Here is a 23,725-nt window from a genome sequence, read left to right on the forward strand (position 1 = left end):
ATGCTCATTTAGAACACCTAAACTGCGCTTTCTCGGCCGCTTTTGCCTTGTCTTGCCCGCCTCGCCTACGTTTTTCAACGACCTGTTAGACCGAGGCTAGGGCTCGGATTTCTCGAATAGAGCCATCGCCTCGACATGCGCGGTTTGCGCAAACATGTCGAGAATCCCGGCACGGCGCAGGCGATAGCCCTGCCGCAGCAACTCGGCCGCATCACGTGCCAGCGTGGTCGGGTTGCAGGATACATAGACCAGGCGCCGCGCGCCCAGCTCGCTCATCCCACGTACCGCCTCCAGCGCGCCGTCACGCGGCGGATCGAGCAGCACAGCGGCAAACCCCCCACGCGCCCAGGTCTCGTTGACCAGCGGCTTGGACAGGTCGGCGCGATAAAAGTGCACATTGTCCAAGCCATTGTGGAGCGCGTTGTCAGCGGCCCGCTGCACCATCGCGGCGACGCCTTCCACAGCCACCACTTCGGCAGCCTGACGCGCCAGCGGCAGGGCGAAATTGCCCAGACCGCAGAACAGATCCAGTACCCGCTCGCCAGGCTGCACGCCCAACCAGTCTAGCGCCTGAGCGACCATGGCTGCGTTGACCAGACCATTGACCTGGACGAAATCACCCGGCCGATAGTCCAGTTGCAAGTGCCAGCGTTGCAACTCAAAGCCGAGCTCAGCACTCGGCTCATCAGGCTGTGGCGGCCCTTCACCCTGCAGCCACAGCTGCGCATCATACTCGCTGCAGAACGCGCGCAGGCGGCTCAGATCCGCCTCGGCGAGCGCTGTCGTATGGCGCAGCAACAATGCTTCGGCAGTACCGCTGAACAGTTCCACGTGCCCGACTGCCTGTGGCTTTTCCAGACTGCGCAGCAAGGCCGGCAAGGCGCTGAAAATGGGCTGCAAGGGCTGTACCAGTACCGGACATTGGTCAATGGCCACGATGTCCTGGCTGGCCTCGGCACGGAAACCGACCTGCAGCTGCCGCGCCTTGGCATCCCAGCGCACGGCAACGCGTGCGCGGCGCCGGTAACCGAGTTCGGGGCCAACCAGCGGCGCAGCCCACTCATCTGGCTGCACGCCGCCCAGGCGTGACAAGTGCTCGGCCAGCGTGCGCTGTTTCAGGGCCAACTGATCGGCATGGGGCATATGCTGCAGGTTGCAGCCGCCGCAGCGGTCAGCATGAATGCAGGGCGCCGCGCGGCGCTCGCTGCTGGCGGCGATGATGCGTTCGGCACGCGCCTCGACGGTCTGGCTGCGGGCACTGAGTACCCGCGCCTCGACCTGCTCGCCGGCCAGGGCGCCACTGACGAACCAGGTGCGCCCGCCTTCGAAGGCAATGCCGCGACCGTCACCCGCCAGGCGTTCGATGGCGAGCTTCTGCTTCTTGCCGACCGGAACCTGCGCCGCACGACTGCCGCCGCTGGGCTGAAAGCGCAGGTTGGAGCTGCGTCTGGCCATCAGTGCGCCGGTTCTTCGTAAACGCCGGTGGACAGGTAACGGTCGCCACGGTCGCAGATGATCGCCACCAGCACCGCGTTCTCCACCTGTTGCGACAGGCGCAGCATGCCGGCCACCGAACCGCCGGACGAAACGCCGCAGAAGATGCCCTCTTCCCGCGCCAGGCGGCGCATGACGTGCTCGGCCTCGGCCTGGCCCATGTCCATCACCTGATCGACACGTTCGGCCTGATAGATCTTCGGCAGGTATTCCTGCGGCCAGCGACGGATGCCGGGAATGGCCGAGCCTTCCTGCGGCTGCAGCCCGACGATCTGGATCGCCGGGTTCTGCTCCTTGAGGTAGCGCGAAGTGCCCATGATGGTGCCGGTGGTGCCCATGGAGCTGATGAAGTGGGTGATGGTTCCGCCGGTCTGGCGCCAGATTTCCGGGCCGGTACCACTGTAATGCGCCTCGGGGTTGTCACCGTTGGCGAACTGGTCGAGCACCTTGCCACGCCCTTCGGCCTGCAGCCGCTCGGCCAGATCACGCGCGCCCTCCATGCCCTCCTCCTTGCTGACCAGGATCAGCTCGGCACCATAGGCGGTCATCGCCCACTTGCGCTCGGCGGTGGAGTTGTCCGGCATGATCAGGATCATCTTGTAGCCCTTGATCGCCGCCGCCATCGCCAGGGCAATGCCGGTATTGCCGCTGGTGGCTTCGATCAGGGTATCGCCAGGCTGGATATCGCCACGCAGCTCGGCGCGGTTGATCATCGACAGGGCCGGACGATCCTTGACCGAACCGGCCGGGTTGTTACCTTCCAGCTTGACCAGCAGGGTGTTGCTGGTATCGCCGCCCAGGCGTTGCAGACGTACCAGGGGGGTATTGCCGATGCAGTCGGCAATGGTGGGAAATTGCAGGGTCATGGGTCGCTCGAATCCAGACTGACGCGAAGGGGCGTCATGATACGCCGAACCCGCCGCGGCATCACCCAGCGAACGTAACCAGCGGCTGTTCGGCGTGATCAGGCCGCTGGCATGCACAGCGATACGCGCAAGCCATGCCTGCCGTTTTCGGCCCAGACGCGCCCGCCTTGTGTCTCGATCATGCTGCGGGCGATGGCCAGGCCCAGGCCGAAACCGTCGCCGCCCGGCCTGGCGGTGCTGAGACGGGTAAACGGACGGAAGATGGTCTCCAGCTCGTTTTCCGCCACACCCGGCCCCTGATCCTCGATCCACAGCAACCAATGATCGCCTTCCTGCCGGCCAGCGAGGCGAACCAGCCCGCCGTGCGGCGAATGCCGAATGGCATTGCGCAGGATGTTTTCCAGCGCCTGCGCCAGGCCGTTGAGATTGCCCAGCACACGGCAATCGGCCGGCAGCTCGCAGGGCATGCGTTCGATGGCCCAGCCGGCCTCGAAGCCAGCATTCTCCCTGATGACATCCCAGAGCCGACCGACGTCGACCTCCTCCAGCGGCAGGCTGGGGCGTTCGGTATCAAGCCAGACCAGTTCCAGGGCATCGCCAACCAGTTTTTCCATGCCCGCGACCTCGCGCGCCAGACGCTGACGCAGCGCCTCGCCGTCCTGCTCGCTCTCCCCGGCCACGCGCAGGCGGGCCAGGGGCGTGCGCAGCTCATGGGACAGATCACGCAGCAGCTGGCGCTGAAAGGCTACGGTGCCGTCCAGGCGCTCAGCCATATGATCGAAGGTTCGCGCCAGCTCACCCAGCTCATCCCTGCGCCCGGTGACCTGCGCGCCGAGCCTGGCGGACAGATCGCCTGCACTGAGGGCCGCAGCCTGACGCCGGAGAATCGCCAGCGGAGCAATCAACAGGCGATACAGCAACAACGCCACGAGCACAGCCAGCACGGCCGGCAGCACACGCTGCAACAACGCCTCCCAGAGCATGTTGTAACGGCGCGGGTTCAGGCGCTGCGGCAGCTCCATCACCAAGCGCGCCTCGCCAGCATTGAAGGGGATATAAAAGGTCGGCGTAGCGCCGGGGCGTCCAACGGAAAAATCCAGCTTGCGCACGAAATCCAAACGCTGCGCCTGTTCGGCGCTCAGCGGTCGGGAAGACAGCGACCGCTTGTGCGCATCGACCACCACGGCCCAGATTTGCTCGCGCTCCTGCAATTGCCGGAGAAAGGCATCGACCCCGGATGAGCCTTCCTCTTGCCAGGCCGTCTCCGCCTCACGGGCATAGCCCTTGAGCGTCTGCCGGGTGGGTTCGGGCAGATAGGAGGTCGCCTCGATCAGTTCACGCCCCACATCCACATGCAGGCTGACCAACAGCAGGCAGAACAGGGCCAGCGCACCAGCCAGGCGCCAGAGCAGCGAGTGCCGGCCCGGCAGACTCATGCGCCGGCCCTGACCAGAACGTAGCCCTTGCCCCACACGGTATCGACGCGCGCAGCCTCGTAACCGACAGCCAGCAGTTTGCGGCGGATGTGGCTGACATGCATATCCAGACTGCGGTCATGCTGAGCGTAAGCACGGCGCAGCGCCTGCTGATAAAGGAAAGGCTTGCTCAGCGCCTCGTCCTGGTGTCGCCAGAGCAGCTCCAGCACCCGGTATTCGCTGGGCGTCAGACCGCCCCAGTGGCCACGAAAGGCGACATCGCTGCGCCCTTCGTCGAACTGCAAGCCATTGCCCTCTGAACCTGGCTGAGGCTCACGACGCTCATAGGCGACACGACGCAGAATGGCTTCTACCCGTACGCTCAACTCACCAAGACTGAAGGGCTTGGGCAGGTAGTCATCGGCACCCTGACTGAAACCGGCGATGCGGTTCTGCTCGTCCCCCAGAGCCGACATCAGCAAGACCGGCACGCTGCGTTGCCGGCGCAGCCGCTGCAGAGCCTCCAGACCACTGATTCCCGGCAGCAGGATATCCATCAGAATCAGATCGAAATCCTCACGTTCAGCCAGTTGCAGGCCTTCGCTGCCGTCATGCCTGAGGGTTACATCGAACCCACAGCCCATCAGGTGCGATTGCAGATGGCAGGCAAGCAGTGGATCGTCTTCGACGGCAAGAATGCGAGCCGGGGTGCGCGTGGAGGTCAGCATGGCCAGGAACCAGAAGGCATAATGAGAACAATTCTACCTATTAAACGACAATCGCTCACCTAAAGATTCCAGCGCGCCGAATCGCTACACTGCCGGCATGTAATTAAGGAGGAAGGTCGTGTTCAAGGATCTCAGCATCAGAGGCCGCGTACTGCTGCTCACTTTGCTGCCCACCAGCTTGCTGGCGCTGGTGCTGGGCGGCTATTTCACCTGGGTACAGCTCTCGGGCCTGCAGACGCAACTGCTGCAACGCGGCGAGATGCTGGTCGAACACCTGGCACCCCTGAGCGCTCCGGCCCTGCACCAACAGGATGTGAGCAAACTCGAGCGCATAGCCCGACAGGCGCTGGAGCACCCGGATGTACGTGCGGTGGCCTTGCTCACGCCCGAACGCACGCCGCTGGCCTATGCCGGCCCGAGCATGCTCAACCTGTCACCGGCCAGCCAACCGACCCTCAACCGCATCAGCGGCCAGGACGCCACGCGCTTTCTGCTACCGATCTATGACCAACATCTGGCGCTGAGCGACGATCAGGCCGATGAAGCCAACTTCCAGTTGCTCGGCTGGGTCGAGCTGGAGCTTTCGCATCAGGGCACCTTGCTCAGCGGCTACCGCAGCCTGTTCGCCAGCCTGCTGCTGATCATCGGCGGTCTGGCCCTGACAGCCATGCTCGCCCTGCGCATGAGCCGCAGCATCATTGCCCCCTTGCACGAAATCAAAGCGGGGGTTGCCCAGCTCAAGGACGGCCACCTGCAAACCCGCCTGCCGCCGCTGGGCAGCCATGAGATGGATGAGCTGGCGGCCGGCATCAACCGCATGGCCGAGGCCCTGCAGAACGCGCAGGAAGAACTGCAGCACAGCATCGAGCTGGCCACCGAGGACGTGCGGCAGAACCTGGAAACCATCGAAATCCAGAACATCGAGCTGGACTTCGCACGCAAGGAGGCGCTGGAAGCCAGCCGTATCAAGTCCGAATTCCTGGCCAACATGAGTCACGAAATTCGCACCCCGCTCAACGGTATTCTCGGCTTCACCAACCTGCTGCAGAAAAGCGAGCTAAGCCCACGTCAGCGCGACTACCTGGCCACCATCGAAAACTCTGCCGACAACCTGCTCGGCATCATCAACGAGGTACTCGACTTCTCCAAGATCGAGGCCGGCAAACTGGTACTGGAGAGCATTCCGTTCAACCTGCGCGACCTGCTGCAGGACACCCTGACCATCCTCGCTCCCGCGGCCCATGAAAAGCGGCTGGAGCTGGTCAGCCTGGTCTACCGCGACACCCCGTTGGCTCTGCGCGGTGACCCGCTGCGCCTGAAGCAGGTACTGACCAACCTGGTCAGCAATGCGATCAAGTTCACCCACGAAGGCACCATCGTCATGCGCGCCATGGTCGAGGACGAAAGAGCCGACAGCGCGCAACTGCGTATCAGCGTGATGGACACCGGCATCGGCCTGTCGGCTGAAGACCTGCGCGCGCTATTTCAGGCCTTCAGCCAGGCTGATAACTCGCTCAGCCGCCAGGCCGGTGGCACCGGCCTCGGCCTGGTAATTTCCAAACGCCTGATCGAGCAGATGGGCGGCGAGATCGGCGTCGACAGCACCCCGGGCGAAGGCTCTGAGTTCTGGATCACCCTGACCCTGCCCAAGGCCCGCGACGACACCGAAGACCTGCCACGTGCCTCTCTACAGGGCCGCCGCGTGGCTGTGCTGGAAAGCCACGAGCTGGCGCGCAAGGCGCTGGCCCACCAACTCGAAGACTGCGGCCTGGAGGTGGAAAGCTTCGCCGATCCCGCCCAACTCTTCGATGCGGTTAACCAGCAGCAGAATCAGGAACGACCGCTGAGCCTGGCCGTGCTTGGCATCACCGCCAGCCAACTACCACCCGACAGCCTCGGCCAGCGTATCGAGGAGCTCGACCGGCTCGGCTGCAAGGCCCTGGTGCTGTGCCCGACCACCGAACTGGGGCTGTTTCACGACTCGCTGCCCGATGCCTACGCGCAACTCCAGGCCAAACCACCCTGCACGCGCAAACTGCACAAGGCACTGGTCGAGCTGGTCAATCCGCCACGCACGAGCACCGAGCCAGTCGCCATCGGCGACACACACCGGCCACAGATTCTCTGCGTCGACGACAACCCGGCCAACCTGCTGCTGGTACAGACCCTGCTGGATGATCTCGGCGCCCAGGTCACCGCCGTGGACAGCGGCTACGCGGCTATAGAAGCGGTACAGCACGGCAGCTTTGACCTGGTGTTCATGGACGTGCAGATGCCCGGCATGGATGGCCGCGAAGCCACCGAAGCGATTCGCCAGTGGGAAAGCGAACAGGGTCGCAGCGCCACGCCAATCATCGCCCTTACTGCCCACGCGCTGGCCAACGAGAAGCGCGCCCTGCTGCAGAGCGGCATGGACGACTACCTGACCAAGCCAATCAACGAACGCCAACTGGCCCAGGTGGTGCTCAAGTGGACGGGGCTGAATCTGCGCAACCAGCCCAATCAGAGGATTGCACCGGCTGCTGCGCCGCAGTCGCAACCCAAGGTACTCGACGCCGAAGAAGGCCTGCGCCTGGCCGCAGGCAAAGCCGATCTGGCGGCGGACATGCTGAGCATGCTGCTGGCCGGTCTGCCCGGCGACCGCCAGGCCATACGCCAGGCACGCGATGCCGGCGAACGCACCGCCCTGATCGAGCGAGTGCATCGCCTGCACGGCGCCACGCGCTACTGTGGCGTACCGCAACTGCGCCTGGCCTGCCAGCGCAGCGAGACCTTGCTCAAACAGGACGACCCCGAGGCCCAGCGCGCCCTGGACGAACTGGACGCCGCAATCGCGCGCCTGACCGAAGCGGCGGCACAAAGCGCCTGAGGAACTGCCATGCGTATCTGCCTGTTCAGCAGCAAGGGCTACGACCGTGTGTCGTTCCTGGCCGCCAACGACACCTCAACACCGGCCGCGGCGCGCTGGTCGACGCGCCGGCACTGATCAAGGCGCTGAAAAGCAGCCAGCTCGGCTACCTGGGCCTGGACGTCTACGAAGAAGAGTCGGAACTGTTCTTCAAGGATCATTCCGACCTGCCGCTGCAGGACGATACTCTGGCCCGCCTGCTGAGCTTTCCCAACGTCATCGTCACCGCGCACCAGGCTTTTCTCACCCACGAAGCACTCGATGCCATCGCCCGCACGACACTGGACAACATCGCGGCCTGGCTCACCGGGCAGCCAAGCAATGAGGTCAAGGCCGGTGCGTGATAGCATGCCGGCTGATCCGGAGGACCCATGGCCGAACACGATTTCCGTTATTCCCTGCTCAACCCGCAACACACCCTCACCGAATGCCGCGCACTGGCGCCGGGCCGCTACCAGGTCACCGGCAACGGCGGTTCGATCCAGGCCAACGACGTGCTGCTGGTCACCCTCAAGGGCAGTCGCGACCTGCACATGCGCCTGGAAGTGGAGAAGGTTCGCCACCTGATCAACCCGCCCGGCCAATGGCTGGCCGTGTGCAAGGGCCCGCAGTTCAAGGAGCTGGCCATCCATAACTGGCAGGTGAACTGCGACAGCTGCGGCAAACAGCTGGATTTCGAATTCGCCGTCGATGCCGCGCTCGGCAAAGCCGCGCAAGCACCAGCCGCTGAAGCTCGTATCGCCGAGCTTGGCTGGCGCAACGACGCTGGCCGACACCTATGCCGTACCTGCCAGGAGGCCTGACACCATGTACCGCGCCCTGCCCCTCGCCCTGCTCACCGCCACCTTGGTCGGCTGTGCCAGCGACGCACCGCAGCTGGAAACCGAACGCAGCTACCGCGTGGAATGGATCGGTGAACGGCCGTTGATCGACCGCAGCCACCTGACCATTACCTTCGCTGCCGACGGCCGCGCCCATGGCAATGCCGGCTGCAACCACTGGTTCGCCGGCTATACGCTCAAGGGTCAGGCGCTCAACTTCGACCCAGCCGGCAGCACCCGCAAGCTGTGCGCCCCCGCCCTCATGGAGCAGGAACAACGCTTCCTCGCGGCGTTGGAGGAAGTGCAGCGCTGGGACTTCAACGCCATCGGCCAGCTGCAACTGTGGCCGGCCAGCGGCAAGCCAATTCGCCTCTGGGCAGAATGACACGACGCTCGCCCTGCAGGACGCACACTGTCCTGTAGGAGCGGCGCCCCGCCGCGAACACCGGCGCTATCGGATCGCAAGGCTTCGCCCCGAGGCGGGGCTCCTACAAACAGCCGCTTTGCAGGTACTTGCATGCGTAGCACGGATGCAATCCGGGTTCAGGCTCAAGAACACCCCGGATTTCATCCGTATATGGGCTACGCAAACAGCTCCAATTGCTCCTGTCGCCCGCGCAGATCATGCAGCCTGACGCCCACCCCGAGCAGGCGCACCGGCTTGTCACCACGGGCGAAAGCGTTGCTCAGCAATAGCCGGTAACTGTCCAGGTCGCGACTGGCGCCCGCCTGCTCCAGGGTGGTCTGGGTGAAATCATGAAACTTCACTTTGACGAAAGGCTTGTCCGGTCGATAGCTGGCGTCCAGACGCTGCAGGCGGCCGTTCATCTCCTCGAGCAGTGCCGGCAGTTTCTCCAGGCAGCTCTGCAGATCCGGCAGATCCTGATCGTAGGTGTGCTCCACGCTCAACGACTGGCGACGGCTGTCCACCTTCACTGCGCGCTCATCGATACCATGCGCCAGGCGCCACAAGCGCTCACCGAAACTGCCGAATTCGCGCACCAGCGCCAGCTTGTTCCAGTCGCGCAGATCCAGACAGGTGCGAATGCCTAAGCGCGCCAGCTTGTCCGCCGTGACCTTGCCGACGCCATGCAGCTTGTTCACCGGCAACTGCGCCACGAAATCGTCGACCTGATCCGGGGTAATCACGAACAACCCGTTGGGTTTGCGCCAGTCGCTGGCGATCTTGGCCAGGAACTTGTTCGGCGCGACGCCAGCCGACACGGTGATGTGCAGCTCCTGCACCACACGACGGCGAATTTCCTGGGCGATGCGCGTGGCGCTGCCGGCAAAATGCGCCGAGTCGCTGACATCCAGATAGGCCTCGTCCAACGACAGCGGCTCGATCAGGTCGGTGAACTGACGAAAGATGCCGTGAATGTCACGCGAGACCGAGCGGTACACCTCGAAGCGCGGTTTGACGATCAACAGATCCGGGCACAGCTTCAGCGCATGCCGCGACGCCATCGCCGAACGCACGCCATAGGCGCGCGCCTCATAATTGCAGGTAGCGATCACCCCACGTCGGTCCGCCGAACCGCCGACTGCCAGCGGGCGATTGGCCAGGCTCGGGTCGTCACGCATCTCGATGGCGGCGTAGAAGCAGTCGCAGTCGACGTGGATGATCTTTCTTTGGCGGGTAAGCGGTTGATTATTCAATGGTTTCATTAGGGTTTGCGGATTTGATACCCGCTCTGATACCCGCTTTTTCGTTCACTGCGAAACAGCAGGTAACCGACTATCAACCGACCCCAATATAGGTGCCGACTACGTTCGGTTCTCTTAATTATACCCTCACGACCACCAGCTCTCCAGATTCGCATCTCTACACGCACCTCGCGCCGTTCAGGTTGTACACCGCTGATTTGATCGTCAAACCAAACTGCGCGCGTGCCAATCCGATGCTGCGGATCGTCTTGCCGCCCACGGTGCTGGAAAACGTGTTGATGCCGCTCATGCTGACTACTGGAAAACCTATAACGGAACAGCGTCGGCGGGCCATCGATCTGTTGTCGCGTGTGGGCCTGCAAGGCATGGAAAAACGCAAGCCAGATCAGCTCTCCGGCGGGCAGCAGCAGCGAGTTGCGGTCGCCCGAGCACTGATAACCCGTCCTGCCTTGTTGCTGGTCGACGAGCCAACCGGCAACCTCGACAGCAAATCGGCCGCAGAGGTCTTTCAGTTGTTCCGTCAGTTCAACCGCGAGTTCGGCTGCGCTGTGCTGCTGGTCACCCACGACTTGCGCCTGTCTGATCAGTGTGATCGTGTCATCTCTCTCGCAGATGGCTACATAGAGATCGATATGGCTCGGCAGGGGTGAATTGTTCGATTAAGCATCAGAGCCTGTGTCCCAATCAAAGCCCCATCGATTGCATCATCTCACTTTCACTAACCGCCTCTGGTGTCACTACCGCCTCTTTAAGCATCAGCTTTCCGCGCAATAAGCGGTCAAGGTGCACATCGAATGAATCAAACTGGGGGTGGATGACGGCAGGCAGATGGATGAACACGGGCTTGGTTTGGCCGATCCGGTAAACCCGATCAGACGCTTGCGCTTCTTTAGCCGGGTTCCAATGACGCTCTAAATGCACCACATGGTTGGCCCCAATCACCGTCAAACCGACACCAGCGGCTACTGGCGACATGATCAGGATGTTGAAGCCACTTTTCGCTTCAAACTCGGCAATTAGCTTCTTGCGCGTCATATCCTCGGCGCGAGTCGCCACAGCCTGGGTGTCACCATTGATCACCGCTACATTCAGGTCATAGATCTGATCCAGCCAGAGCTTGAGGACTCGTTGCAGGCGCTTTGTCATCATGAACAGGATGACCTTATCACCTGTTGGCGCTGATGGAAAATTGACCCACCCTGCCGATTGAAATTTGACCCAGGGCGGATTGCTGATTTTGTTACCAGCAACTGTGGATAAGTCTACCAGCGCAGCTGCTTTTGAACCCACTCCCTCGCTGTCCCAGTTCAGCTGTTGAAGACCTGCCACATGCAGCCATGCATCACCGCAAAGCGTGCATTCACCGCCCGGCCTTTGCCCTTATTGACCTTGTCGACGGCGGTCTTCATGTTGTCGTAGATGCCCCGGCGCGGCACGCCGCCCAAGGCGCCGAACGAGCGTGTATGGGCGTCAAATAACATCTCATGGCCCTGGCTCGGATACGCCACAAGCCAGAACGCACGGCTGGCACACAGCTTCAGATGTGCCACCTGCATACGCCGGTAAATGCCGCCGACCAGCAAGCCTTCCTCGCTCCAGTCAAACTGAAACGCCTCGCCAAGAGCAAAGGTCAGCGGCACAAAGGCCTGCGACGCCTTGCCCTGTCCCCCTCGCCAGGCACGGATAAACGCGGTGAGCTGGCTGTAGCCACCGTCATAACCTTCGGCTTTGATTTGCGCCAACAGCGCCTTGGCACTGCGCCGCTGTTGCTTGGGCCGCAGCGAATCGGCCTTTAGCGCCTGCTCCAGCGTGGTGTGAAAAGGGCTGAGTTTGTTGAAGATCGCGCGGCGTTGGTAGACCGGCGGCTTGGCCTCAGGTGCTCTGACCCACTTGCGAATCGTGTCGCGCGCCAACCCGGTGCGCTTGGCTATCTCATGCAGCGACAGCTTGTCGCGGAAATACATCCGGCGGATTTTGCCCATCATTTCCATACTGATCGCCCTGTGTTCTCCTGCTCAAAAATTGAGCAGAAGCAGTTGAACACCTGGGTCAGTTTTCAGTCGGCAGAACAGCCTCTACTGGGTCAGTTTTCGGTCAGCGGCAACAGGCAGCCAGGTTCTCGGCAGACTGCATGTCTGCAAGGATCAGTTTTGCTCGCGGGTAGAACGCCCTGCCGAAGTCGGTGAGGCTTTGCCTGCGCGTAGTCCGGTGCAGCAGGGAAACACCCAGATGTTGTTCGAGCATTTTCACCTGCTTCCCTACTAATTGAGGGGACAGATTCAGGTCGTCCGCAGCGGCGCTGAATGAACCCAGCTCAACGGCTTTGACGAACGTGGCCATCTGGGTCAGGCGATCCATTATAAACACTCTGTTTCTAGTAATACGCCATCATAGGCCTTTATCTAGCGCCAACCAATGACTAAATTTTTTTCACCTTTCGAGTGCCCGGATACCTTCCGGATGTACGTCGAGGCCCATTGATAAACGAGGTATCCATATGGCACGCATTGTCAGAATTCATGAATACGGTGACGCCAGCGTTCTGAAGCTGGAAGATCTGGAAGTATCGGCACCAGCAGCAAACGAGGTGCAGATTAGTGTTAAAGCCATTGGCTTGAACCGAGCCGAAGTGATGTTCCGCAATCACGCATACCTACAAGAAGCGGAGTTCCCCAGCCGCTTAGGCTACGAGGCCGCAGGCATCGTAACGGCAGTTGGGAGCGACGTAACCGAGATCAAGATTGGTGACTCGGTCGCTCTGATCCCACCTCTGGATATTGCTCGCTGGGGCACCTACGGCGAGCTGGCCAATGTACCGGCCTACCTGGTGGTAAAGAGCCCTGAGAACTTGTCCTTTGAAGAGGCTGCGGCGTCTTGGATGCAGTACGTCACCGCCTGGGGGGCATTGATTGAACAGGCGAAGCTACGGCAGGGCGACTTTGTCATCGTTACCGCCGCGTCAAGCAGTGTTGGCTTGGCCGCCTTCCAAATGGCTCGTATGGTCGGCGCCACATCAATTGCGATCACTCGAACTCAGGCGAAGAAGCAAGCCCTACTTGATGCAGGCGCTGCGCATGTCATCGTCAGCGATGAAGAGGATATCGTCGAGCGTGTTATGACGATAACTGCCGGTCAAGGCGCTCGCGTTGTATTCGATCCTGTAGGCGGGCCGTCCTTTGAACCTCTCACGCAGAGCATGGCGCGGGGCGGAATTTTGCTGGTGTACGGCGCACTTAGCTCTGAACCGACACCATTCCCACTGTTTACCGTGCTGGGCAAAAGCCTGACTTTGAAGGGCTATATCTACGCAGAGATTGTGGCCGACCTTGAAGCCCTAGAGAGAGCGAAGGCTTTTATTCTGCAAGGGTTGAAGTCCGGTACGTTGCGCCCGATCATCGCAAAGACATTCGCACTTAGCTACATCCAGGATGCCCATCGTTTCCTTGAAGCCAATCAGCAGATCGGCAAGATCGTGGTAACTGTCTGACCAGAAATTATGGGGCTGAGGGCGTAATCCTTCGGCCCCGATTCAAGCCAGCCCTGATGGCGAAGTCGAACGCCAAGTGCGTGACATGATCCGTATGCCTATCTCAAGGATGTGCTAGGGTCTGTTGCCGTTTCGCGCACGGCCGCGCCGGAGCCAGTTTTTGCGTGGGCTAGGCGCGAGACGCGAAGTTTGGTCGCCCAAATGAGCCGTCGAGTAACGACGTACCACGCAAAAACTGGCCCGTCCCTTCGGGTTGCGCGGCAAATTGCGCCATGCGTCGTTGCACACCAGCGCCCCCGCGGACACAAACCGCCCGAAACCAGCGCGCTGCGCAGAGGTTACGAACGGTAAAAACAGGGGTGAACAGGCCTCATAGTCAACATGGATTATCTTGCGCACAACCCCCTCGTAAACCTCGTCCAGCCTGGCCTGGAGCTAGGAAGTCTAACAGTTGTTTAACGCTAAGCACCTGAGTTGAAAACACTTTTCTTGCAATTAGCGGTTGACAGCGCAGCTTCTGGCTGTAGAATACCGCCCCACAGACGCGGGATGGAGCAGTCTGGTAGCTCGTCGGGCTCATAACCCGAAGGTCGTAGGTTCAAATCCTGCTCCCGCAACCAGCTTCACGAAAAGGCCACTCATTGAGTGGCCTTTTTTGCTTTGGCGAGAATTAACTTTTTCGATCAAACTCAACAAATCGATTGACAAGATATTAAGCAAGCGTAGAATGGCCGGCGCGGGATGGAGCAGTCTGGTAGCTCGTCGGGCTCATAACCCGAAGGTCGTAGGTTCAAATCCTGCTCCCGCAACCACCTTCAGATAAAGGCCACTCAATCGAGTGGCCTTTTCCGTTTGCGATCATTCATCCTCCTCAGCTTCTCCTCAGCCAAGCGGGCCTATGCTCAACGCCCCGCCTCAGTTGCAGCGGATTGACCGAGGAAACCCCGATGAACTGGAAGAACACCCCCTCACGTTATGGCAGCCTGTCCATTGCCCTGCACTGGCTGATGCTGCTTCTGATCGCCGCCGCTTATGCCTGCATAGAGCTCAAAGGGAATTTCCCCAAGGGCAGCGACACCCGTGAACTGCTCAAGCAATGGCACTTCATGCTTGGCCTGAGCGTCTTTGCACTGGTCTGGTTGCGCCTGCTCGCTCGTGCGCTGAGCCCTACCCCAGCCATCCAACCTGCGCCACCGAGCTGGCAGAACCTGCTCGCCAAGCTGATGCACCTGGCCCTGTACGCCCTGATGATCGGGGCGCCGCTGGCCGGCTGGCTGATCCTCAGCGCCGCTGGCAAGCCCATCCCCTTCTTCGGCCTGGAGCTGCCGGCACTGATCGGCCCAAACAAGGAACTGGCCGGCCAAATCAAGGAACTACACGAGCTGGCCGGCACCGCTGGCTACTGGCTGATCGGCCTGCATGCAGTTGCCGGCCTGTATCACCATTACGTGGCGCGCGATAACACCCTCAAGCGTATGTTGCCCGGGCACAATTGAGGTGAAGACGCCTCTGGTCAAGTGCCCGATCCGCCGCTAGAATTGCGCACTTTTTGATCAGAGGCGCCCACAAGGCGCCCGTTAGAGGTTAGCCCGCATGTCCACCGCCACCCCGAAAGTCGGCTTCGTCTCGCTCGGCTGCCCGAAAGCGACTGTCGACTCCGAACGCATCCTGACCCAACTGCGCATGGAAGGTTACGAGATCGTACCGACCTACCAGGATGCCGACGTGGTGGTGGTCAATACCTGTGGCTTCATCGACAGTGCCAAGGCCGAGTCGCTCGACGCCATCGGTGAGGCGCTGGCGGAGAACGGCAAGGTGATTGTCACCGGTTGCATGGGCGTGGCCGAAGACAGCATCCGCGACGTGCACCCGAGCGTGCTGGCCGTCACCGGCCCGCAGCAATACGAGCAGGTGGTCAACGCCGTACACGAAGTCATCCCGCCGAAGACCGAGCACAACCCGCTGATCGACCTGGTGCCGCCGCAGGGCATCAAGCTGACCCCGCGTCACTACGCTTATTTGAAGATTTCCGAAGGCTGCAACCATACCTGTAGCTTCTGCATCATTCCGTCCATGCGCGGCAAGCTGGTCAGCCGCCCAGTGGGCGACGTACTGAGCGAAGCCGAGCGCCTGGTCAAGGCCGGCGTGAAGGAGCTGCTGGTGATCAGCCAGGACACCAGCGCCTACGGCGTCGATCTGAAGTACAAGCTGGACTTCTGGAACGGCCAGCCAGTGAAAACGCGCATGCTCGAACTGTGCGAAGCGCTGTCGTCGATGGGCGTGTGGGTGCGCCTGCACTACGTTTACCCCTACCCCAACGTCGATGACGTGATCCCGCTGATGGCCGCCGGCAAGCTGCTGCCGTACCTGGATATCCCCTTCCAGCACGCCAGCCCGAAAGTGCTCAAGTCGATGAAGCGCCCGGCCTTCGAAGACAAGACCCTGGCGCGCATCAAGAAGTGGCGCGAGATCTGCCCGGAGCTGACCATCCGCTCCACCTTCATCGTCGGTTTCCCCGGCGAGACCGAGGAAGACTTCCAGTACCTGCTGGACTGGCTCACGGAAGCGCAGCTCGACCGCGTCGGTTGCTTCCAGTATTCGCCAGTCGAGGGCGCACCAGCCAACGACCTGGGTCTGGAAGTAGTGCCTGACGACGTCAAGCAGGACCGTTGGGAGCGTTTCATGGCGCACCAGCAGGCCATCAGCTCTGCACGTCTGCAGGCCAAGATCGGCCTGGAGATGGACGTACTGATCGACGAAGTGGACGGCGAAGGCGCCGTGGCCCGCTCCTGGGCCGATGCTCCGGAGATCGACGGCAGCGTGTTCATCGACTCCCCCAACGTCAAGCCGGGCGACAAGGTGCGCGTGCGCATCGTCGATGCCGACGAGTACGACATGTGGGGCGAGCTGGTCTGACCGACCTATCTCCTGAAAAGCCCCGCAGCATGCGGGGCTTTTTCTTTCCCGGCACCACAGCTTCTTGCCGGTACAATGACCTTCTTTTTGTCGAGCCCAGTCATGAGCGAAGCCACCCGTCTGTCCAAACGCGTCATCGAGCTGTTCGGTTGCTCGCGCCGTGAAGCCGATCTTTACATCGCAGGGGGCTGGGTGACGGTGGACGGCCAAGTGGTCGAAGCACCGCAGTTCAAGGTCGAGGATCAGCGCGTCGAGTTGCACCCCGATGCCAGCCTTGACCCCGTGGAGCCCGTCACCCTGCTGGTGCACGGCTCGACTGGCTGCAACGCCGCACAGTTGCAGCACCTGCTGGTACGCGAACGCCACTGGGAGCAAGACCCGCACACCCAGCGCGTCCTGCATGGCCACTTCCTGCGCCAGGAGCAGAGCCTGCCGCTGCAGACCGGTGCCAGTGGCCTGATAGTGCTCAGCCAGGACTGGCGAACGCAACGCAAGCTGCGCGAGGATGCGGCCAAGCTGGAGCAGGAATACCTGGTCGAAGTCGCCGGCGAAGTGCCTGCCAGCACATTGGAGCGCCTGAAGAAAGGCTGGCTGCACAAGGGCACGCAGTTCCCGCCATGCAAGGCCAGCTGGCAGAGCGAACAGCGCCTGCGCTTCGCGCTGAAGAATCCGGCCCCTGACCTGCTGCGGCAGATATGTACGGCACTGGGCCTGAAAGTGCTGGGCATGAAGCGCATCCGCATCGGCGGCGTACCGATGGCCAAGCTGCCAGTCGGGCAATGGCGCTATCTGGGCGAGAAGGAACGCTTCTGAGGCCATGTTAGGCTGTGCCTGTCACGCTCTGGAGACCACCATCATGCGTACCCTGCTATTTACCGCACTGCTCGCCATGAGCCTGCCCGGCCTCGCCGCACCAGCGCCGTTCTTTCTCTGGCAGAGCAAGATCGATGGCCACCTGACCTGCGCTCAGGTCAGCCCGGGTGAGGGCTGGATTCGCTTCACCGGCCCATTCCGCGACGCCGGCTGCCGCGTGGCCTACGACGCCCCCGTCAACAGACGCTAGGCAAGCCACCATGCAGCATCTGGTTTCCCCGGTCGGTATCGTTCACTCCTGCTTCAAGGAGAAATTCGCCATTCCTCGCCAGCCGCACCTGGCGCCCGCCGCACGTGGCGTGCTGGAGCTGCTGCCGCCCTTCGATCAGGGCGAGGCCGTACAGGGCCTGGAACAGGTCAGCCATGTCTGGCTGCTGTTTCTGTTTCACCAGGCGCTGGAAGACAAGCCGCGCCTGAAGGTACGCCCGCCGCGTCTGGGCGGTAACCAGACGGTCGGCGTGTTCAGCACCCGCGCCACCCATCGCCCCAATGGCATCGGCCAGTCCGTGGTGCGCCTGGAACGCGTGGAACCAGGCCGCCTGCACCTGTCCGGCATCGACCTGCTCGACGGCACCCCGGTGCTGGATATCAAGCCCTACGTGCCCTACGCCGACGCCGTGAGCGATGCCCGCAACGACATGGCCGATGCTCCGCCGCCATTGATAGCTGTGGACTGGCAGGAAGATGCGCTACACCTGGCGCGCCAACACGCGCTGCGTCTGGATGAACCCTTAGTGGAGCTGATCGAGCAATGCCTGGCGCAGGATCCACGTCCGGCCTATCAACAGCCCCAGCCTGAAAGGCGCTACGGCGCGCGCTTCTGGGATCTGGACGTACATTGGCATTACCCCGCATCAGGGCGCATTCGCGTGCTGGACATGCAGATGACGCCAAGCGCCGATTGCCGCCCTGGCGATTGAAGTCATACCTGGCTGGGCCTGAGCCCAGCCAGGCTGACGATCAGGTACGGAACTGCCGCACCAACTCCTGCAGCTCGACACCCAAACGCGCCAGCTCGGCGCTGGAGGCCGCAGTCTGTTGCGTGGCACTGGCGCTCTGCTCACCAATATCACGCACACGGGTGACGCTTTCATTGATCGCCTCGGCCACGGCGCTCTGCTCTTCGGCAGCGGCGGCGATCTGCTGGTTCATCTGCTCGATGGTGCTCACCGCCTGGGTAATGCGCCCCAGCGCGTCCCCAGCCTCGCCCGCCAGTTCGACGGTGCGGCGGGTCAGGTCACGGCTGCTGTCCATCTGCTGCACAGCGCCCTTGGCCATGCGCTGCAGCCCGGCGATCAGGCTTTCGATCTCCTCGGTGCTGTCCTGCGCGCGCTTGGCCAGTGCTCGCACCTCATCGGCGACCACGGCGAAACCGCGACCCTGCTCGCCCGCGCGGGCCGCCTCGATGGCAGCGTTGAGCGCCAGCAGGTTGGTCTGCTCGGCGACGTTGCGAATCACCTCCAGCACAGTGCCGATACGCGCGCTCTCCTGATTGAGGTCGGCAATGGCCTTGGCCGACTGCTCCACTTCGCTGGCCAGGCTGTCGATCTGATCCACCGCCTGCTGCACCACGCGATTGCCCTGCTGCGCCTCCAGGTCAGCGTCACGCGCCGCCAGCGAGGCCTGCTCGGCGTTCTGCGCCACTTCCTGCACGGTGGCCGCCATCTGATGCATGGCAGTCGCAGTCTGTTCGGTCTCCAGTTTCTGCGTCTGCACGCCGGCGCTGGTTTGTGCGGTGATCGAAGAGAGTTGCTCGGCAGCCGCAGCGATCTGTCCGACACCGCCACCGATGCGACCGACCAGGTTGCGCAGGCTGACGGTCATGTCCTGCATGGCTGCAAGCAGCTGACCGACTTCGTCACGGCGGTCCTGCGGGATCTCCTGACTGAGGTCGCCCGCCGCAATACGCTGGGCAAAGGCCACGGTCTGGCGCAGCGGCGCGACTATCAGGCGAGTGATCAGCAGCGCGGCGAACAGCCCCAGCACCACCGCAGCGACGCCCATGATGCCGAGCATCACCAAGGCACGCTGGGTATCGGCGAGCATGTGAGTCTCGGCGCTGGCCTGAGCCGACTCGGCCAGATCGACGACCGAGCGCGCGCGCTCGATCATGGCCTTCTCGGTCGCCTGATTCTGCTCACGCAGCTGCTGGTAGTAGAGGAAGGAACGCTGGTAAAAGGTCAACGCCTGCAAGGCGGTATCGATGGATGCCTTCTGATCATCGTCGAGCCACACCTTCAGGCTGCCGGCGACGGTCTGCAGGTCTTCGCTGGTGTACTCCCACTCCTGCAGCGCCTCGGCAGAACCGTCGATGATGTAGAGGCTTTCCTGGCTGCGCAGATCGAGCATGCGCTTGCTCAGGCCAGACGCGGTTTCTGCCAGGGTCAGCGGATCACTGCCACGCAGGCGGTCGCCCTGTAGCCGCAGCTCGCGTACTGCGTCATACATGTCCAGTTCGATCACCTCGAACTGATCGCGCGCTTCCGCCGCTGCGGTGCGCATATCCTGGCGGGCTTCACGTGCCTTGCCCTGCTGCTAGACATAGTTATCGAACTGCTTGAGGTACTCGGACGTGGCTTGCTGCATGGTCTGAATGCGCGAGCTTTCGGCCACATCCTGCCCGAGATGCTCCAGCATGCCCTGTACCTTGAGCAGGCTCTCGCGTACGCGCGCGGCGCTGTCTTCAGTCTGCTCGATGGCGAAGTTCCGCTCCAGGCGACGTGCCTGGAGGATCTCCTGGTTCACCTGCGCCAGTTCCCCGACTTGCTCATGCCCTTTCAATACCGCCTGGACGGCAAGGTAGCCGCTGACGGTCATGGCGGCTGTCAGCAACAGCACCAGACCGAAACCAATGAGGAGCTTCTTGCCCACGGCAAGATTGGCGAAAAGGCGTGTGGCAGACTTGAACATAACGGCGACTCCAGATTTTTCTTATATAGCCGCGCCTCGTGAGCCCGGCCTGATCGACTGGCTACGCAACTGCTATGCCATATCGATTACAGGCTACCGGCAGGAGAGTGGCACCGCTTGAGTGCTGGCACTTAGCCAATGCATTACTTGCAGCATAGCCAGAGTCTTACGTGCAGACGGGAAGATTCGGCAATTATCCGCTTATTGGCGCCCAAAAACCGGCGATTTCTCGCCGACCACCTGTGCGCCTTGCCGATACGCGAACCATAAAAAAGGCGCAGTTTCTGACGAAACTGCGCCCCGCTTGACCTGGACCAGGCTCAACGTCCGGCAAGCACCGGCATCACCCGTGGCCGCAGCATTTCACCCGCGATCGCCAACAGGCCGATGGCACCAGCGATCCAGTACCACTGGGCGACCGGATCGAACAGCAGCCAACCCAGCGCATGCAGAAACACCACCATGATCAGCACCGGGCTGACGTAACGCACCATGAACAGCCACAGGGCATAGCCTGCAGGTGGCAGGTCCAGTTCGTCGCGCATGATTTCGCAGCGCAGCGCATAGCCAGCGAGCACCACCATGAAGATGCCGCCCAGCGGCATCATCCAGCGCGAGGTGAGGTAATCCAGCCAGTCGAAGAAGTTCTTGCCCAGCGGTGTCCAGCCGGCCAGCAGGTTGAACGAGAGCATCGCCAGCAGGCTGATCACCAGCAGCACGGCGCCGGAAGCCAGCGCTGCACGCAGACGGCTGATACCGTGTTTCTCGTTCAGATAGGCCACCGTGGCTTCGATCATGGAGATGGCCGAGGTCAGCGCGGCGATCGACACCATGGCGAAGAACAGCACGCCGAACGCGGTGCCCAATGGCATCTGCTGGAAGGCCAGCGGCAGGCTCATGAAGATCAGACCTGGCCCTGCGCCCGGACTCATGCCGTTGGCGAAGATGATCGGAAAGATCGCAAGGCCAGCCAGCAGCGCCACACAGGTATCGCAGATGGCGACCAGCAAGGTGGTGCGGGCGATGGACTGACCGTCGGGAATGTACGAGCCGTAGGTGAGGATCGCCCCCGAGGCCAGGCTGAGGGTGAAGAAGGCATGACCCAGGGCGGCCAGCAGCGCCTCGCCAGTGATCTTCGAGGCGTCGAAATGGAACAGGAAATCGAAACCGGCCTTGAAGCTGCCGCTGGTGAAGGCGTAGCCGACCAGCACAATCAGCATCAGGGCCAGGCCCGGCATCATCCAGCGCACGGCATTCTCGATGCCTTTCTGCACGCCCTTGGCCACGATCCACAGGGTCAGCAGCGCTACCAGCACGCTCCAGCCGCCTAGCTGCCAGGGGTTGGCGTTGTGCGCCTCGAACACCCCGCCAAGCGCCTCGACACTGGTGGCGGCCAGCGAGCCGTCGAGCATCTTCCACGTATAGGCGAAGGCCCAGCCGGCGACGACCACGTAGAAGCACAGGATCATGAAGCCGGCGAGCATGGCCATGCCGCCGACGGCCTTCCACAGCGGGTTGCCATTGTTCTCGCGCACCACGCGACCGATGGCGTCGATGGGGCTGCCGCGGCCACGACGACCAATGGCGATCTCGGTCATCATCACCGGAATGCCAATGGCCAGGATGCACGCCAAGTACATCAGCACGAAGGCGCCGCCGCCGTACTCACCGGTGATGTAGGGGAATTTCCAGATATTGCCCAGGCCCACGGCCGAGCCGGTTGCAGCGAGGATGAAACCCCAGCGCGACAGCCAGAGGTTCTTCGGTTTTTCACGGGTCATGCGTCACCTGTTTGTTTTTATCTGTGACGGAATCGGACCCGCTACGCTTGTGGCGCAGCGGAATGCAAGGCTTGGTTAAGCCGGGGGTGTCACTGGGCGTCGGCTTGTACCTCCGGTGCGGCCAGTTGAAAGGCCTCCAGGGGTTCACAGCGCGCCGCCATGGCGACAATGCGTGGGTACGCGGCAAGGTCACAGTTAAAACGCCGCGCATTATACAGCTGCGGAATCAGGCAGGCTTCAAGATATCCGGGGCGCTCGCCGAGTGACAGACGTCCGTCGAATACCGCCAGGCCCTCCTCCACAGCGGCCAGGCCGAGTGCGACCCAGTGCCGGTACCAGGTGCTTTTCGCCTCATCGGCGACGCCCAGTTCGCTGGACAGGTACTGCAGCACGCGCAGATTGTTCAGCGGATGCACATCGCAGGCGATATGCAGCGCCAGCGCCCGCACCTGCGCACGCTCGGCCGGGTCGGCCGGCAGCAGCGCCGGCACTGGGAAGATTTCCTCGAGGTATTCGAGGATCGCCAGCGACTGGGCGATGCGCACGCCGCCGTTCTCCTCGTCCACCAGCAGCGGCAGCAGCCCTTGCGGGTTCAACGCGCGATAGTCGGCGCTGTGCTGCTGGCCGCCATCCTTGACCAGGTGCACGGGCACCTGCTCATAGGCCAGGCCCTTGAGGTTGAGGGCGATACGCACACGGTAGGCAGCGCTGGAGCGCCAGTAGCCGTAGAGTTTCAGCATCTCGACGCGTCCTGTAGGAGCCAGCTTGCTGGCGATCCGCTCTGCGCCAAGGCATCGCCGGCAAGCCGGCTCCTACCATTGAGACTGGCATCAGTGCTCATAGCGTTCCACCACCTGATCGATGGCGCCGAAAATGCTCTGCCCGGCTGCGTCGAACATCTCGATGCGCACCCGGTCGCCGAACTTGAGAAACGGCGTCTTTGCCTCGCCCGATTCAACGATTTCCAGCATGCGTTTCTCCGCCAGGCAGCTGGAGCCTGCACTGCGGTCGTAGTTGGACACGGTGCCGGAGCCAATGATGGTGCCGGCGCCCAGCGGACGAGTCTTGGCGGCGTGGGCGACCAGGGTCGGGAAGTTGAAGGTCATGTCCACGCCGGCATCCGGCTGGCCGAACAGCGCGCCGTTGATATGCGACACCAGTGGACGGTGCACCTTGCCATCCTTCCAGCTCTCGCCCAGTTCGTCCGGGGTGATGGCCACCGGGGAGAAGCTCGATGACGGCTTGCTCTGATAGAAGCCGAAGCCCTTGGCCAGCTCGCCGGGAATCAGGTTACGCAGCGACACATCGTTGACCAGCATCAGCAGGCGGATATGGCCTGCCGCTTCGGCCGGCGTGGCGCCCATCGGCACGTCGTCGGTGATCACTGCCAGTTCGGCCTCCAGGTCGATGCCCCAGGCTTCGTCGGCCAGGCGGATCGGGCTGTGCGGCGGGATAAAGGCATCGGCGCCGCCCTGGTACATCAGCGGGTCGTGCCAGAACGACTCCGGCATCTCCGCGCCGCGCGCCTTGCGCACCAACTCGACATGATTGACGTAGGCGCTGCCGTCGGCCCAGTGGTAGGCGCGCGGCAGCGGGCTGTGGCAGGCGGCCTGATCGAAGGCGAAGGCGCCCTCTTCCAAGCCGTCGTTGAGACGCTGATAGACCGCTTCGAGCTTGGGCCGGGCCACGGCCCAGTCGTCCAGCGCAGCCTGCAGGGTGAAAGCGATCTTCGGCGCGAGCACGGCGCGGGTGAGATCGCGGGAAACGACGATCAGCACGCCATCGCGGCCTTGGTTCAGTGATGCGAGTTTCATATGCGATTTCCGTTCTTGGCGTAGGAGCCGGCTTGCCGGCGATC

At 62.4% G+C, this 23,725-nt stretch carries 18 protein-coding genes, 2 tRNA genes and 5 pseudogenes; 13 read left to right on the forward strand and 12 right to left on the reverse strand.

What is annotated here, in order from left to right; translation table 11 throughout:
• Nucleotides 1-96: 96 nt before the first annotated feature.
• From rlmD to PSOLE_RS12595, 4 genes are all read right to left on the reverse strand, one after another.
• On the reverse strand, nucleotides 97-1,455 hold the full coding sequence (gene rlmD, locus PSOLE_RS12580) for a 23S rRNA (uracil(1939)-C(5))-methyltransferase RlmD (RefSeq protein ID WP_074860598.1): 1,359 nt from the start codon (nucleotides 1,453-1,455) through the stop codon (nucleotides 97-99).
• Entirely contained in the window at nucleotides 1,455-2,360 is a 906-nt protein-coding gene (cysM, locus tag PSOLE_RS12585) for a cysteine synthase CysM (protein ID WP_003461752.1), read from the reverse strand. The genes rlmD and cysM overlap by 1 nt, the downstream gene beginning before the upstream one ends.
• Nucleotides 2,361-2,458: 98 nt before the next feature.
• Nucleotides 2,459-3,796 carry a sensor histidine kinase gene (locus PSOLE_RS12590; RefSeq protein WP_074860600.1) on the reverse strand — a complete coding sequence of 446 codons (1,338 nt, stop codon included), beginning with the start codon at nucleotides 3,794-3,796 and terminating at the stop codon, nucleotides 2,459-2,461.
• Complete coding sequence (locus tag PSOLE_RS12595; RefSeq protein ID WP_074860602.1) at nucleotides 3,793-4,503, reverse strand: response regulator transcription factor; 711 nt, start codon at nucleotides 4,501-4,503, stop codon at nucleotides 3,793-3,795. The genes PSOLE_RS12590 and PSOLE_RS12595 overlap by 4 nt, the downstream gene beginning before the upstream one ends.
• Nucleotides 4,504-4,621: 118 nt before the next feature.
• Between PSOLE_RS12595 and PSOLE_RS12600 the strand changes: the two genes are divergently transcribed.
• The 4 genes and pseudogenes from PSOLE_RS12600 (at nucleotide 4,622) to PSOLE_RS12615 (ending at nucleotide 8,617) form a co-directional block, all read left to right on the forward strand.
• Nucleotides 4,622-7,372 carry a response regulator gene (locus PSOLE_RS12600; protein ID WP_084343999.1) on the forward strand — a complete coding sequence of 917 codons (2,751 nt, stop codon included), beginning with the start codon at nucleotides 4,622-4,624 and terminating at the stop codon, nucleotides 7,370-7,372.
• Nucleotides 7,373-7,446: 74 nt separating this feature from the next.
• Nucleotides 7,447-7,755, forward strand: a pseudogene (locus PSOLE_RS12605) (NAD(P)-dependent oxidoreductase); the annotation flags it as partial.
• 27 nt (nucleotides 7,756-7,782) lie between these two features.
• Nucleotides 7,783-8,214, forward strand: a complete 432-nt coding sequence (locus PSOLE_RS12610; RefSeq protein ID WP_003461765.1) for a hypothetical protein — start codon at nucleotides 7,783-7,785, stop codon at nucleotides 8,212-8,214.
• A gap of 4 nt (nucleotides 8,215-8,218) precedes the next feature.
• On the forward strand, nucleotides 8,219-8,617 hold the full coding sequence (locus PSOLE_RS12615) for an META domain-containing protein (protein ID WP_074860606.1): 399 nt from the start codon (nucleotides 8,219-8,221) through the stop codon (nucleotides 8,615-8,617).
• Nucleotides 8,618-8,814: 197 nt separating this feature from the next.
• On the opposite strand, the gene dinB is transcribed toward PSOLE_RS12615, so the two are convergent.
• Nucleotides 8,815-9,900 carry a DNA polymerase IV gene (dinB, locus tag PSOLE_RS12620; protein ID WP_074860608.1) on the reverse strand — a complete coding sequence of 362 codons (1,086 nt, stop codon included), beginning with the start codon at nucleotides 9,898-9,900 and terminating at the stop codon, nucleotides 8,815-8,817.
• A gap of 92 nt (nucleotides 9,901-9,992) precedes the next feature.
• Between dinB and PSOLE_RS12625 the strand changes: the two genes are divergently transcribed.
• A complete protein-coding gene (locus PSOLE_RS12625) occupies nucleotides 9,993-10,550 on the forward strand; it encodes an ABC transporter ATP-binding protein (protein WP_083393762.1) in 558 nt (185 codons plus the stop codon).
• Between the two features lie 34 nt (nucleotides 10,551-10,584).
• On the opposite strand, the pseudogene PSOLE_RS12630 reads toward PSOLE_RS12625, so the two are convergent.
• The 3 pseudogenes from PSOLE_RS12630 to PSOLE_RS12645 form a co-directional block, all read right to left on the reverse strand.
• A pseudogene (locus PSOLE_RS12630) lies at nucleotides 10,585-11,070 on the reverse strand (helicase-related protein); the annotation flags it as partial.
• 170 nt (nucleotides 11,071-11,240) lie between these two features.
• A pseudogene (gene istA, locus PSOLE_RS12635) lies at nucleotides 11,241-11,891 on the reverse strand (IS21 family transposase); the annotation flags it as partial.
• A gap of 106 nt (nucleotides 11,892-11,997) precedes the next feature.
• A pseudogene (locus PSOLE_RS12645) lies at nucleotides 11,998-12,258 on the reverse strand (LysR family transcriptional regulator); the annotation flags it as partial.
• Between the two features lie 139 nt (nucleotides 12,259-12,397).
• Between PSOLE_RS12645 and PSOLE_RS12650 the strand changes: the two are divergent.
• The 8 genes from PSOLE_RS12650 to tsaA all read left to right on the forward strand — a co-directional run bounded on the left by PSOLE_RS12650 (nucleotide 12,398) and on the right by tsaA (nucleotide 18,096).
• Nucleotides 12,398-13,387: a zinc-dependent alcohol dehydrogenase family protein gene (locus PSOLE_RS12650; RefSeq protein WP_074860700.1), complete on the forward strand. Its 990-nt coding sequence runs from the start codon at nucleotides 12,398-12,400 to the stop codon at nucleotides 13,385-13,387.
• A gap of 543 nt (nucleotides 13,388-13,930) precedes the next feature.
• Nucleotides 13,931-14,007, forward strand: a tRNA-Met gene (locus PSOLE_RS12655).
• Between the two features lie 115 nt (nucleotides 14,008-14,122).
• A tRNA-Met gene (locus PSOLE_RS12660) sits at nucleotides 14,123-14,199 on the forward strand.
• Between the two features lie 135 nt (nucleotides 14,200-14,334).
• Nucleotides 14,335-14,883, forward strand: coding sequence for a cytochrome b (locus PSOLE_RS12665; RefSeq protein WP_003461777.1), 549 nt, complete (start codon nucleotides 14,335-14,337; stop codon nucleotides 14,881-14,883).
• Nucleotides 14,884-14,980: 97 nt separating this feature from the next.
• On the forward strand, nucleotides 14,981-16,303 hold the full coding sequence (gene rimO / locus PSOLE_RS12670; RefSeq protein WP_003461779.1) for a 30S ribosomal protein S12 methylthiotransferase RimO: 1,323 nt from the start codon (nucleotides 14,981-14,983) through the stop codon (nucleotides 16,301-16,303).
• A gap of 102 nt (nucleotides 16,304-16,405) precedes the next feature.
• Nucleotides 16,406-17,116, forward strand: a complete 711-nt coding sequence (locus PSOLE_RS12675; protein ID WP_074860703.1) for an rRNA pseudouridine synthase — start codon at nucleotides 16,406-16,408, stop codon at nucleotides 17,114-17,116.
• A gap of 43 nt (nucleotides 17,117-17,159) precedes the next feature.
• Nucleotides 17,160-17,366 carry a hypothetical protein gene (locus tag PSOLE_RS12680; RefSeq protein ID WP_074860706.1) on the forward strand — a complete coding sequence of 69 codons (207 nt, stop codon included), beginning with the start codon at nucleotides 17,160-17,162 and terminating at the stop codon, nucleotides 17,364-17,366.
• A gap of 10 nt (nucleotides 17,367-17,376) precedes the next feature.
• Nucleotides 17,377-18,096 (forward strand): tRNA (N6-threonylcarbamoyladenosine(37)-N6)-methyltransferase TrmO, encoded by a 720-nt coding sequence (gene tsaA / locus PSOLE_RS12685; RefSeq protein WP_074860709.1) that lies wholly within the window; start codon nucleotides 17,377-17,379, stop codon nucleotides 18,094-18,096.
• A gap of 40 nt (nucleotides 18,097-18,136) precedes the next feature.
• Here tsaA and PSOLE_RS12690 read toward each other — a convergent pair.
• From PSOLE_RS12690 to PSOLE_RS12705, 4 genes and pseudogenes are all read right to left on the reverse strand, one after another.
• Nucleotides 18,137-20,086, reverse strand: a pseudogene (locus PSOLE_RS12690) (methyl-accepting chemotaxis protein).
• A gap of 320 nt (nucleotides 20,087-20,406) precedes the next feature.
• The gene (locus tag PSOLE_RS12695) at nucleotides 20,407-21,867 is read right to left on the reverse strand and encodes a sodium-dependent transporter (protein ID WP_074860712.1); all 1,461 of its coding nucleotides are present in this window, start codon (nucleotides 21,865-21,867) and stop codon (nucleotides 20,407-20,409) included.
• 89 nt (nucleotides 21,868-21,956) lie between these two features.
• Entirely contained in the window at nucleotides 21,957-22,607 is a 651-nt protein-coding gene (gene maiA / locus PSOLE_RS12700; protein WP_074860715.1) for a maleylacetoacetate isomerase, read from the reverse strand.
• Nucleotides 22,608-22,697: 90 nt separating this feature from the next.
• Nucleotides 22,698-23,681 carry a fumarylacetoacetate hydrolase family protein gene (locus PSOLE_RS12705; protein ID WP_074860717.1) on the reverse strand — a complete coding sequence of 328 codons (984 nt, stop codon included), beginning with the start codon at nucleotides 23,679-23,681 and terminating at the stop codon, nucleotides 22,698-22,700.
• Nucleotides 23,682-23,725 lie beyond the last annotated feature (44 nt).

Source organism: Pseudomonas oleovorans subsp. oleovorans, assembly GCF_002197815.1.
GTDB classification, from domain to species: Bacteria; Pseudomonadota; Gammaproteobacteria; order Pseudomonadales; family Pseudomonadaceae; genus Aquipseudomonas; species Aquipseudomonas oleovorans.